This is a genomic window from Streptomyces sp. NBC_00306, from assembly GCF_036169555.1.
Lineage (GTDB): Bacteria > Actinomycetota > Actinomycetes > Streptomycetales > Streptomycetaceae > Streptomyces > Streptomyces achmelvichensis.
The window spans coordinates 3,508,676-3,521,218 of sequence record NZ_CP108032.1 but is presented as its reverse complement, the minus strand read 5'-3'; the positions used below and the strand labels follow the sequence as shown (position 1 = coordinate 3,521,218).

The 12,543-nt window shown below is 70.5% G+C and carries 10 protein-coding genes; 6 read left to right on the top strand and 4 right to left on the bottom strand.

The genetic code is table 11. From position 1 onward, the window contains the following. Positions 1 to 58 precede the first annotated feature (58 nt). Positions 59 to 910 carry a hypothetical protein gene (locus OHA05_RS15570; RefSeq protein WP_328860936.1) on the top strand — a complete coding sequence of 284 codons (852 nt, stop codon included), beginning with the start codon at positions 59 to 61 and terminating at the stop codon, positions 908 to 910. Positions 911 to 1,024: 114 nt separating this feature from the next. On the opposite strand, the gene OHA05_RS15565 is transcribed toward OHA05_RS15570, so the two are convergent. The 3 genes from OHA05_RS15565 to OHA05_RS15555 form a co-directional block, all read right to left on the bottom strand. Continuing rightward, entirely contained in the window at positions 1,025 to 1,234 is a 210-nt protein-coding gene (locus OHA05_RS15565) for a DUF397 domain-containing protein (protein WP_313945767.1), read from the bottom strand. 204 nt (positions 1,235 to 1,438) lie between these two features. Continuing rightward, entirely contained in the window at positions 1,439 to 2,296 is an 858-nt protein-coding gene (locus tag OHA05_RS15560) for a helix-turn-helix domain-containing protein (RefSeq protein ID WP_327683197.1), read from the bottom strand. 330 nt (positions 2,297 to 2,626) lie between these two features. Then, positions 2,627 to 3,355, bottom strand: coding sequence for a GOLPH3/VPS74 family protein (locus OHA05_RS15555; RefSeq protein WP_313945769.1), 729 nt, complete (start codon positions 3,353 to 3,355; stop codon positions 2,627 to 2,629). Positions 3,356 to 3,587: 232 nt separating this feature from the next. On the opposite strand from OHA05_RS15555, the gene OHA05_RS15550 reads away from it, so the two are divergent. The 3 genes from OHA05_RS15550 (at position 3,588) to OHA05_RS15540 (ending at position 9,563) form a co-directional block, all read left to right on the top strand. After that, the gene (locus OHA05_RS15550) at positions 3,588 to 6,317 is read left to right on the top strand and encodes a serine hydrolase (protein WP_328860935.1); all 2,730 of its coding nucleotides are present in this window, start codon (positions 3,588 to 3,590) and stop codon (positions 6,315 to 6,317) included. A gap of 528 nt (positions 6,318 to 6,845) precedes the next feature. Next, on the top strand, positions 6,846 to 8,528 hold the full coding sequence (locus tag OHA05_RS15545) for an MFS transporter (RefSeq protein ID WP_443043835.1): 1,683 nt from the start codon (positions 6,846 to 6,848) through the stop codon (positions 8,526 to 8,528). A 216-nt stretch (positions 8,529 to 8,744) separates the two neighbouring features. Continuing rightward, entirely contained in the window at positions 8,745 to 9,563 is an 819-nt protein-coding gene (locus OHA05_RS15540) for an adhesin (RefSeq protein WP_328860933.1), read from the top strand. A 113-nt stretch (positions 9,564 to 9,676) separates the two neighbouring features. Here OHA05_RS15540 and OHA05_RS15535 read toward each other — a convergent pair whose 3' ends face one another. Further along, positions 9,677 to 9,979, bottom strand: coding sequence for a hypothetical protein (locus OHA05_RS15535; protein ID WP_328860932.1), 303 nt, complete (start codon positions 9,977 to 9,979; stop codon positions 9,677 to 9,679). A 303-nt stretch (positions 9,980 to 10,282) separates the two neighbouring features. Between OHA05_RS15535 and OHA05_RS15530 the strand changes: the two genes are divergently transcribed. Beyond that, entirely contained in the window at positions 10,283 to 10,843 is a 561-nt protein-coding gene (locus OHA05_RS15530) for a hypothetical protein (RefSeq protein WP_328860931.1), read from the top strand. 299 nt (positions 10,844 to 11,142) lie between these two features. Beyond that, positions 11,143 to 12,477: a hypothetical protein gene (locus OHA05_RS15525; RefSeq protein WP_328860930.1), complete on the top strand. Its 1,335-nt coding sequence runs from the start codon at positions 11,143 to 11,145 to the stop codon at positions 12,475 to 12,477. Positions 12,478 to 12,543: the final 66 nt, after the last annotated feature.

Below are 12,543 nucleotides of genomic sequence, written 5' to 3'. Positions count from 1 at the left end.
CATCTGACGGCCCGTCAGAGTAGGTGCGTCCGCGGACGGAGGGAAGGGAGACGGTGGAATGAGCGACCGTACGACGAGCGACACACGCAGCGAGGTGTACGCCGAACTGGCCGGTGTGGGCCCGTACGGAGTGCGCCCCGGCCATGCCCTGATCACGATGGTCGAACCGCACCCGGGCCACGAGTACGCGTACAACCGCTGGTACGAGGACGACCACTACTACGCCGGCGCGATGGCCATGCCCTGGATCTACGCCGGCCGCCGCTGGGTCGCCACCAGGGACCTCCAACTGCTGCGCTACCCGGAGAAGTCGGCGGTGGCCCAGCCGGTCACCGCGGGCTGCTACATCTCCACGTACTGGATCACCGACGGCCGCTACGCCGACCACATGAAGTGGACGGTCGGCATCAACAAACGCCTGAACCGCGACGGCCGCGTCTACCAGGACCGTACGCATGTCTTCACGGCCTTCCAGGACCACGAGGCGACGGTCTACCGCGACGGAGCCGCGGGCCCGCGTGACCATCACGCGCTCGACCATCCCTACGCCGGCATGGTCGTCGAGGTCATCGACACGGACGGCCCCGAGCAGCGGGCCGAACTGCTGGACTGGCTGCGCACCCGCCACCTCCCGAAGCGCCTCGCGGGCTCCGGTACGGCCATGGTGACCGTCTTCCGGCCGACGCCCCTGCCGGGCGACCGGATGACGTACGTCAAGCAGGTGGAGGGCGTCGACACGCGCCTCACACTGCTCTGGTTCCTGGAGCAGGACCCGCGGGAGCGGTGGGACGCCGACTTCGCGGGTCTGGACGGGGAGGTCGCCGCGTCGGGTCTCGGGCGGGTGGAGCTGGTGGCGCCGTTCATCCCGACGGTGCCGGGGACGGACCGCTACGTGGACCGGTTGCGCTGACGGATCCGGCCCCGCAGGTGGCCGAGCCCCCTCGGCCGGGACGGCGGACCAGTCGAGAGGGCTCTGTCAGGTGGTGCGTGGACAACAGGTGCTCTTCGGTACTCGGCGTACGGCTCAGCCGAGATCGAAGGCTCCCTGCCCGACCTCGTTCACGAACGCGTTCCACGATTCGGGGACGAAGCTGATCGACGGGCCCGCGGGGACCTTGGAGTCCCGGACGGCGATGGCTTGTTCGACGGGGGACTTGACCTCTACGCAAGCACCGTTGCCCGTGGAGTACGAGGACTTGGTCCAGGTCTCCGTGGCGCCCTGAATGATTGCCATGTTCGCTCCGCTTGTGCGAGTGATGTGATGCGCCAACGTCTGTGCTGGCGTGATCGACGCTACTCGCCGCCATCGGCCGGTGAGGCAGCCGTTCACTCGACCGGATGGCATATTCCAGATGACACCTCCGCCGCACCTGGCGGGGGTGTACCTTACGGTTTTCATCGTTGCGAACGCGTTTCTGACGGCCTTTCGGCCAACTCCTCAGCGCGCGTAGTCCTTTGCGATGTCCGCGATGAAGGCCCGCGTCTGGTCCACGTTCAACGCCTGGGCGCGCAGATGCTCGTACATGACGCTGTACTTCTGGACGTCGTTGGCCTTCTCCAGATACAGGTCGCTCGTGACGCCCTCGATGTAGACCACGCTCGAGTCCGAGGCGTCCGGGAACTCCAGGATCGCGTACTGGCCGTTGATCCCCGGGTGCGCGCCCATGTCGAAGGGCAGCACCTGCACGGTGACATGCGGCAGCTGGGACAGCTCCACCAGATGCTCCAGCTGCTCGCGCATCAGGTTCTTGCCGCCGACGAGCCGGCGCAGGGCGGCTTCGTCGATCACGACCCACAGCCGCAGCGGATGGTCGGAGTCCTTGATCCGGTCCTGGCGGCGCAGCCGGACGCTGACCCGCTTGTCGATGTCGGTGGTGCCGGTCTCCGGCAACGCGCCCGCGATGAGGGCCTCCGCGTACTGCCGGGTCTGCAGCAGGCCGGGTACGACCTGCGGTTCGTACACCCGCAGACTCGCCGCGTCCGTCTCCAGGCCGATGTAGACGCTGTACGGGATGTCGCCGAAGGCGTGCCACCAGCCCTGCTGGCGGGAGTCCTTGGCCATCTGCATCAGGGAGTCGACGATCCGGTGGTCGTCGACCTCGTACACGCCGCACAGGTCGCGGACATCGCGCTGACTGATGGAACGGCGGCCGTTCTCGAGGCGGCTGATCTTGGACTGCGACACCAGCAGGCGCTCCGCGACCTCTTCGGCCGTCATGCCCTTCAGCTCACGGAGCCGGCGCAGCTCCTGGCCCAATCGGCGTCGCCTGACGGTGGGATTGACACTGGACGCCACGGAAACTGCACCTCCGGCTGCGTTGCTGAGCGTATCTACCGCTCAGCAGACTGCCACCAATGGTCATGGCCGCGCTGAGAAATAGCCACACGCGCGGCACGCACCGTACGGAGTCCACCACCATGTGGTCACAACGGGAGCACAGGCGGAACGGCGTGCGGCACCCGACGCGAGGGCGCGTGGGACACGCGCGGACGCGCGGGGCGGCCGTGAGGCTGCCCCGCGCGTCATGTGCGGCTCCCGAACCGGGTCATGGGGACGTCGGTGCGGCGAAAAACCGGTGGTGCGGGTGGTGCTGTCGTGCTCTCGGTGCGGATCGTGCTGCTGAACTCAGTGCGCCGGGATGCGGGCCATGGTCCCGCGGTGCGGCTGCATCGACGCGGCGGCCACCTGACGGCTGCCGGTCGCTGCGGCGGGATTGCGGCGAGGCTGAGCGGCCACACCGTTCTGGACGTCCATCACGGCGTGCGCCACGAGACCGCCCATGGGGTCGTGCCTGATGAGATCCCGCAGACGGGATCGCGAGGAACGCCCCTCATTCCCTGGGTACAGATGCTTGCCGAGTCCGACCGCGTGGGCCAGCGCGGCGAGCGCCGCGGTCCGCGGGTCCGGCGGTACGCCGGTGCGGATCGCACTGTCCAGCCGGGCTCTGATGTCCCGGCTGATCGCCGTCTCCGTCGCCTGGTAGCGAGTCGTCGGCAGCACCCCGCACATCTGGCCCGCCACGGCATGCACCATGCCGCACCGCTCCAGATGGGAGAGGTAAATCTGGCGGAGCCCCAGCCGGGGCCCACCAATCCAGTGAACTGCGCGAACCGGGCTGCCGCGTCTGCGCAACAGCTCCAGTGCGGAGTCCAGTGTCGGATCTCCTGTCGGCCGTGGCATCACCACGGCGATACGATCCCCGTCCGGGGCTATCCGTCCTGCCAGAGCCAGCTCCACTAGCTGAGCTCCGGCCAGGCCGAGGTCGAGCGACTGCGGCTGCGCTGTGGTACCCGTGGTCGGGTCCAGAGCGAGCAGCAGAAGCTCTTCCGGAAGTGTTCTGCGGCTCCTGCCCATCCATGCCTCCCCGCGTGGATGAATGACAGGGTGACCCCTCTCACATTGGTCTGTCGAGAGCGCGTGGGTGCTTCGTACTGGAACCGACACGTATGTCGTTCTCGTCTAGGCGCAAGGGGCGCACTCTCACACAGGACACTGGTAGATGGTTCGGACAACACGGGCTGTCGTCTGCGGCGGCGCCCCAGCGCGTACGTACGGCAGATGACGCATGACTCATGGAGGAGGCACGGTGGCGGGCGAGTCCCCCGACAAGTCGGAGCAGCGGAAGTCGTCGGGGGAGACGACTTCGGGTGAACGTGACCCGCGGCTCGCCGTGTTCCGCCAGGCATCGGCCCCGGCTCCGGCCGTGGACCAGCCGACGGCGGTCTTCAAGATGCCGGAGGCTTCCGAGCCGGATCCGGTCAGCCCCGATCCGGTCAGCCCCGATCCGGTCCGCGCCGAGACGGTCCGCGCCGAGACGGTCCGCGCCGAGACGGTCCGCGCCGAACCGGGCACGGAGTCGGGCTCGGCGGAGAACGACGCGAGGCTGCGGGCCGCGGTGGCGGCGTGGGTGGCGTCGACGGACGAGGAGCCGGCGCAGTCCGGCGCGCAGTCCGATGCGGAGTCGGACTCGGGATCCGGTGGGGACTCGGCTTCGGGCTCCTCGGCGGACGCGGAGTCGGACAGCGAGCCGGAGTCGGTGGCGCAGACGTCGGAACTGCCCGAGCCGGCGGCGACGGCGGAACTCCCCGTGACGCCGGACGAGGTGGAGCCGGAGGGGCCCGCCGCGGACGAGGAGCCCGAGGACGCGCCCGCGGCCGCGAGCGAGCCGGACACGGCCGAGGGCGACCGGTCCGAGGAGGCGGCTGAGCCCGCTGCCCGGGACGAGGAGCCCGCGTCCGACGCCGACCAGCCCGAACCGGCCGACCAGCCCGAACCGGCCGACGCGGTGGTTGCCGAGGACGCGGTCCCGGTCGAGGACACGACCGAGGCGGAGACGCCGCAGGACGCCGAGCCGGCCACGGCCGATGACAGCGTTGCCGAGGCTGACGCGGATGCCGTTGACGAGGCCGATGCGGACGCCGACGCCGACGCCGACGCCGACGCCGACGAGCCTCGCTCGTCCGGTGCGGCAGCGGCCGACGCCGCTGCAGAAACGTCCACACCCGAGCCCCCCGCCGACAGGACCGATGGCGACACCGGCAAGGACGCCGAGGCCGACAAGGGCACCGACACCGGCAAGGACCCCGCCGGCTCCACGGCATCCGACGGATCCTCCGCCGCAAAGGCGGACGTCACTCCTGCAAAGGAAGACGTCGCCCCCGCAAAGGAAGACGCCGCCCCCGCCGAGCCTGCCGTCGACCAGCCCACCGCCGTCTTCAAGGCGCCCCGGAAGCCTCCCGTCGACAACCCCACCACCGCGCTCAAGATGCCGCCCGCGCCCCGGCCCGAGGCCGCCCCCGCGCCCGCCGAGCGGACCAGCACCTTCGTGCCGCTGCGTGTCGACGACGGCGTGCGGACGCCGACCGCGAAGAGGGCCGAGGCCATTGCCCCGGCCGCGCCCGCGAAGTCCCCGGCCGCGCCGGACAAGCCCGCGGCGCCCGCGAAGCCGGCGGCCGCCGCACCCGCGTCCGCCGCCGCACCCGAATCGCTCACCGAGGCCGAGCGCACCCGGCAGCAGCCCATGCCGCCGCTGCCCCCGCTCGATCTGCTCGCCGAGCTGACGAACACGCCGCCCCCGCCGCAGACAGCCGTGCGCACGGTCTTCAGGCGGTTCAAGATCTGGACGCCTCTCGTCGTCCTGCTCCTGATCGTCTTCGCCATCGCACAGGCTGTGCGTCCGCTCCCCGAGCCGGAGCTCGCGCTCTCCGTCGACCCCACCTACACCTTCCAGGGCGGCAAGCTCAGCCTGCCGTTCCCGGGTGAGGGCCAGGGCGCCGTCGAGGTCGAGGGCGTCGGGACCATCGGTACGTACGGCGCGCAGAAGCCCGCGCCGATCGCGAGCGTCGCCAAGACGATGACGGCGTACGTGATCCTCAAGAACCACCCCATCACCGGCGAGGAGGTGGGGCCGACGATCACGGTCGACCAGCAGGCCGAGGACGAGGGCCGCAACGAGGACGAGTCGACGGCGAAGGTCACGCAGGGGCAGCAGTTCACCGAGCGTCAGATGCTCCAGCTGCTGATGATCCCCTCCGGGAACAACGCGGCGCGTCTGCTCGCCCGCTGGGATGCCAAGACCGAGGCCGAGTTCGTCAAGAAGATGAACGACGCCGCCAAGGAACTCGGCATGACCAACAGCACCTACACGGACCCGAGCGGCCTCAAGGCCACCACCGTGTCCACGCCGCTGGACCAGCTGAAGCTGGCCAAGGCGGTCATGCAGAACGACATCTTCCGCGAGATCGTCGACACGCCCATGACGACCATCCCCGGCATCCAGGGCTCCATCAGGAACAACAACGACAAGGCCCTGCTGAAGGACGGTGTCGGCGGCATCAAGACCGGCTCGTCCACCCCCGCCGGCGGCAATCTGCTCTGGGCAGCCAACACCAGGGTCGACGGCAAGATCCGCCGCATCGTCGGCATCACCATGGGCGTCCAGAACGCGCAGATCCTCAACTCCAAGCTCGAGCTGGCCATCGACCACAGCATCAAGGTGATCGAGGCGGCCCAGAGCGGCGTCACCTCCGCGACCGTCGTGAAGAAGGGCGCCGTCGTGGGGTACGTGGACGACGGGTTCGGCGGCCGCACGGCCGTGGTCGCCACCAAGGACCTCAAGGCGGTCGGCTGGGGCGGTCTGGAGATCAAGATCGCGATCAACGACGCGGGCAAGAGCCTGCCGCACACCGCCTCGGCGGGCGACATCGTGGGCCAGGTCTCCGTCGGCTCCGGCACCGGCAAGGTGACGGCACCGGTCGCGCTCCAGAAGGACCTGGCGGAACCTGGGTTCGGCGACAAGCTGACGCGCATCGGCTAGGACGGCCCGAGCCGTACGGCCGACGTGCGTCGGTCAGGACGGCCCCGAGTCGTACGGCAGGTGCGGGACCTCCGGACCGGAGGTCCCGCACCTGCCACGCGGGCGCCCCGGTACCGGGGCGCCCGCGTGCTAGCGTCCCGGGCAACTCGCGGGGCAACTCAAGGACGCCGGGACAGCGTCCTTGAGGATGGAATCGCCGGCGACGGCGCGCGCCGCGCACGGCGGGCCGGACGACAACGGCCCGCGGCGCACGGCGGGCCCGACGACAACGGCACACGGACGGGGAAGACGGGGAGAGCCGCAGTGACCACTGCCGAGCCGGCCCAGGCGGACGGCAGCAGCACCGGCGCGGGGCCGCGAATACGCGGGCCCCTGACCGGCTCCGACCGCGACCGGAACGACTCCGACGTCCTCGGCGGCGGTCCCTCCGACGGGTCCTCCGACGGTTCGGACGGACTCCCGGGCGGATCCTCGGGGGCCGACCGCGGACCCCTCGCCGAACTCCGGGACCGCCTCTCCCGCCGCCCCGTGCTCGTCGCCACCGCCCTCGCGGCGCTGGTGCACCTCATCTGGTTCTTCTTCTTCGCCAACAGCGGCGGTGACATCGCGGCCCAGGACGCCTGGGCGGAGTTCGTCGGCCGCCATCCCGACTCCGCGTACAACCTCGCCTGGTACGGCGGCATGCACCCGGTCTCGTACAGCGTCGTCTCGCCCTATCTGATGTCGCTGATCGGCGTCCGCTCGACGATGATGGTCGCCGGTACGGTCTCCGCCGCGCTGACCGCGCTGATCCTCGTGCGCGTCCGTGCCGTCCGCAATCCGCTGGCCTGCTCGCTCGCCGGGGTCTTCGCCTTCCTGTGCAACGCCCTGTCCGGGCGGGTCACCTTCGGCCTCGGCATGATGTTCGCGCTCGGAGCCGTCGCCGCGGTCTTCTGCTGGCCGCACCGCTGGCGGATGAACCGCTGGGCCAAGGCGTCCGTGGCCGCCCCGCTCGCCGGTCTCGCCACCGCGGCCAGCCCCGTCGCCGGTCTCTTCCTCGGCGTCATCGCGGCCGCGCTGTTCCTGAACGGGCGCCGGCCGGGGGCGTACGCCCTGGGCCTCGCCCCGGTCGTCGTCGTGGCGCTGTCCGCCTGGCTGTTCCCCTTCTCCGGCACCCAGCCGATGTCGTTCTGGTCGACGTCCCTCCCCTTCCTGTACGGGGTGTTCGTTCTCGTCCTCGTACCGAAGGACTGGCGCACGGTCCGCACCGCGGCGGCCGTCTACGCGCTGGGCACGCTGCTGACCTGGCTGATCGACTCCCAGATCGGCTCGAACGTCTCGCGGCTGCCGATGCTGTTCGCGGGCGTGGTGCTGCTGGCGGCGCTCCCGTTCACCCGGCCGCGCTCGCGGAAGTGGTACGCGCTCGTCATCGTCTTCGCGGGCCTGAACTTCTGGATCGGCTTCAAGGCCGTGGACGACATGGTCCGCACCGCGCCGACGGCGTCCTGGAACCGTGAGCTCGCCCCGCTCGTCAACCGGCTCCAGCAGGTGAACGCCGAACGCGGCCGGGTCGAGGTGGTCCCGGCAAGCAGCCACCGCGAGGCGTCCGCCCTCGCGCCGTACGTCAATCTGGCCCGCGGCTGGAACCGCCAGGCCGACATGAAGCGCAACCCGCTCTTCTACGACGACGACAAGACGCTCACCTCCGCCGGCTACCGGGCCTGGCTGGACCGGTGGGCGGTGCACTACGTCGTCCTGCCCAAGGGGTCGCCCGACGAGAGCGGCGCCCGCCAGGAGGCGGAGCTGGTCCGCGAGGGGCAGCCCTACCTCACGCGTATCTGGGGCGACGGCAACTGGCAACTGTTCGCCGTCAAGGATCCGATGCCGCTGGCCGACCCGCCGGCCACGGTGGACCACGCCGGCGCGGGGGACCTCACCATCCAGGTGAAGACGGCGGGACGGGTGCTGATCCGGGTGCCGTACTCGCCCTGGCTGAGCCTCGTCGACGAGGACGGCAAGAAGGTGGAGGGCCCCCAGGAGACGGAGGCCTCGAAGCTGCGCGAGGACGGGCCGAAGAGCTTCACCAATCCGAACGGCTGCCTCATCAAGGTGGAGCAGGACACGGAGGGCGACGAGTGGACCGAACTGCTCGCGCCCCGTCCCGGCGTCTACCGGCTGGCGGCTCCGTACGGGCTTCCGCGGGGCACCGCGTGCCCGGATGAACTTCGGTAGCCCCCTTACCCGCGTTAACACCTACAGGGCCCTGGCCTGCTGATGCATAGTGGACACGTTTTCCATACCGAGCAGTTGGTCTAGTGGTGCGGGTGTGACATGGCGTGCGAACGATGCGACGGCAACGGCGGTGGCGCGCTGTCGGGTCGGCGCTGCCCGCAGTGCGGCGACACCGGAACAGGCGGGCCGTACGGGCACGCCGGGGGCGGGGACTGGATGGCACGCACGGCAGTCACGGGACGGGTGCCTCGCCTCTCCCGTGGAGGAAGGATTCTGCTGATCGGCGGAGTCGGGCTGACAGCGCTGGCCCTGGCGGTCTCGGCGGCCGCGATGTACGGGGGTGACTCACCGTCGGACGCGTCCGACGACTCCGGGTCCCGCTTCGACCCCGGCGCCGTCGGCGGGGCCCCGCAGCGGATCGAGCCCTCGGTCGAGCCGTCCCGCTCGGCATCGGACCAGCCGTCACCCGGAGAGGGGGAGGACGGCCGGAAGTCCCCGAAACCACCGCAGAGCGGCAAGCGTCCCGCGTACTCCGCCTGGGCCGGACCGGGTTGCGACGGCGGCGGCCGGTACGAGGAAGAAGGCCGCTTCCGCGACGGCTTCGCGGGCTGGTACACGGTGAACGTCGGCGGCCACACGGGCGACGGCTGCGACGGCCGGTTCACCTCCATCCCCATGTCGGGCAGCGCCACGAAGGACACCGACGGCACGGCGACCTGGTCCTGGTACGTGGGCAGCGGCTACACAACCTGCTCGGTGGCCGTGGTGGTCCCGAAGGGCGGCCGGGACGAGGACGTGGCGGGCGACCCCACGGTCTACAAGGTGCTGGCGGACCCGGCCGATCCCGACAGCCTGATCAAGACGTTCCAGGTCGACCAAGTGGCGCTGCGCGACAAGGGCGCGATCATCCAGAAGATCCCGGTCCGCGACCAGCAGCTGACGGTGCGGCTCGTGGACAGGGGAGTGGACTTCGGCGCCGGCCGCGAGGGGGCCCACCACGCGGCGGCGCAGATGCGGGCGGACTGCACGGCCTGACCCGGCAGGGCCCTGGTACTGCTCGGTCGACACGCGCCGCGCGGGGAGGCGTTGGCGGGTCGACCGAGCGTATGCGGCGGCGCGTTGCGAGCGGCCGGAAGGGGCTCCTGCCGTCAGCCCGTTGCCGAGGCGGCTCCGGTTGTCGCCGAACGGACGGCCTCGTCGCAGCCGTCGCACGTCAGACCGCTCCACCGCGGCGCATGCCACGTGGTGGGGTCCGGCGCCGTGTGCGCGGTCTGCTCCATGTCCGACGCCGGCTGCCCGCACATCGTCCGCGCCTCGACCCACTCCGCACCGTCGGGGTCGGGCCACTGGACGGCGTGCACGCGGACCGGCCGGCGGATGTCATGACCGCTCGGGCCGAAGTGTTCGTGATCCTGCGCGGCGGCCTGTATCGCCGTGGCGTACTGACTCATGCGCAGACCTTAGGACGGAACCCCGTTTTCGGAACCCCGTATGCGCACCAAATTTTCGCCTTCTCGGTCGGCGGCGCAAAGCGGTTCCGGAGCCCGCGGGGCCGGTCCGCCGACCGGGCGGAACGGGCCCTTCACCCGGCATTTCCTTCCTTTCGGGACCCCTCTGAACAGCGAACTCCCGGTAACCCTGGGGGATTTCGCAATGTTGTTTCGCAACGCCTACCCACCGGAATGACCTTGCTGCATAGTGTCGCCATGACGTGCAGGGGATGTGGGCGCAATCACAGGGGTGCGCTCCCGGGAATGTGGGCGGACAACTGTGCCGTCGATGCCGCGGCGCTGCCGCCGGCGGACTCACGGTACGACTGGAACGGGCAGTGGACTCCCGAAGGCCCCGCGCACGCCCGGACGACCGTTCTGACGCGCGTCAGAACGACGATGCTCGGCACGGGCATCGCCCTGGTCCTCGGCGCGTTGGTGTCGAGCGTGGCGCTGGCGGGCGGAGGCGAGGGCAACCCCGAGTACACCCCGCTGGACAACGACCTGGGCGGCCGCCCGAACCTCATCACCCCGGCGGCCCCGCCGCCTGACCCGTCCCCGAGCGCCACCTCCCGGGCCCCGTCCCCGGACCGCACCCGTGAGGTGGTCCCCGCGACCGAACGCCGCCGCGAGCCCCGCCCGACCCCGACGAAGTCGACGACCCCGAAGCCGACAGTGAGCAGCACCCCGACGTCGGGGGTGTCGATCCAGCCGTGGCCGGAGTACACGTGGCGGGACGACGACGACTGGCGGGACGACGACGACTGCCGGGACGGGAGGGACCGCGACGGGGACGGGCATCACCACGATCACGGGTGCTGGTGAGGGGGTGCTGGTGACGGGGCGCGTCCGGAAGGCGGGGCCTCCGCGGAGCCGGGAATGGCCCTCTGACTTTCGTGCACCCCGTGTCCGCTGATGCCGGCCTTTCGGTTCACGTCCGTGCGAGCCCCTCGCGCCTGATGCATCGTTCTCTCTGAATTCGTCATTCGCGGCGTCACCCCCGGGCTTAGTCCCGTCCCTCATCGCATTGCGGCCTCGGACGGCTGCGTTTCCCACCAGCGCGCGACTCACCCGTCGGGACCACCCGGGTCGCGCGCCGGGCACCGCGCGGATCTTCTGGAACCATGACCAACCCAGGCGGTGAGCCGGGCTCGAACCGGGAAAGCAGTGACATCGACGAGCTCCGGCACCGGGTGGGAGCCCTGGAGGGTGGTGCGCGCCCGCATACGGCGGGGCACCCGTGGCGGACCACGGGCTCGGTCCTGCTGATCCTCTTCGCGGCCCTGCTGTCGGTGCTCGCCGTCGTCGCGGTCTGGGCGAACAGCATCGTGCGGGACACGAACCGCTATGTCGCCACGGTGGGGCCGCTGGCCTCCGATCCGGATGTGCAGCAGGCGGTCACCAACCGGGTCACCAACGAGGTGCTGGCACGGATCAACGTGGACGCGCTGGTCAAGGAACTCCAGGCCGCCGTGTCGGAGCGGGGTGTCCCGCCGAGGGCGGCCGAGCTGGTCGGGAATCTGGAGAAGCCGATCAAGAACGGTCTGGAGCAACTGGTCAGCCGCACCACGGAGAGGGTCGTCAGCAGCAGCGCCTTCGAGACCTTCTGGGTCGACGCGAACCGCTCGGTCCACAGCGCTCTGGACAAAGCTCTGACGGGCAGCAGCGACAGCGCGGTCTCCCTGAAGGGCAACCAGGTGGCCATCGACGTGGGGCCGCTGGTGGCGAAGGTCAAGCAGCGACTGATCGACGCAGGTCTCGGGGTGGCCGCGAAGATCCCGGACGTCCAGACCGACTTCGTGGTGTTCCAGTCGGACGACCTCGGCAAGGTGAAGACCTACCTGAGGGTGCTGCAGATCATGGGCACCTGGTTGCCCTTCATCGCCCTGCTGGTCGCCGCCGCGGGGGTGTACACCGCCACCAAACGGCGCCACGCCCTGATCGGCGCCGGGCTGGCGGTGTTCGCGGCCATGTTGTTGCTCGGCATCGCGCTCACCGTCTTCCGCGATGTGTACCTCGACCATCTGCCCCCGGAGGTGTCCCAGGCTGCCGCCGGCACGGTGTACGACGCTCTGATCAAGTTCCTGCGCGCCGGTGTACGTGCACTGGGCGCCGTCGCCCTCATCACCGCCGTGGGCGCCTTCCTCTGCGGTCCGTCCCGGATCGCCGTCCTCATCCGTACGGGATGCACCCGAAGCATCGGTGCTCTCCGGGGTGTTGCGGCGTCGGCGGGCCTGCGCCTGGGCGCGGTCGGCAGGTTCGTGCACCGCTTCAAGCGGTGGATCGGGGCCGCGATCCTGCTGGTCGCCGTGATCGTCCTGTTCACCTGGAGCTACCCGACCACGATGGTGGTGGTGTGGACGACGGTGATCGTGCTGGTGGGCTTCGCGATCAGGGAGTTCCTGGACGACGACTCGGCGACGCCTTCCGGCACTGCGTCGGGCTCCGCGGTCGGCTGACGGCCGGTTTCACCTCGCCACGTGACCGGCCATGTCAAGAAGCGCCCGACCCCGAGGAGTCGGGCA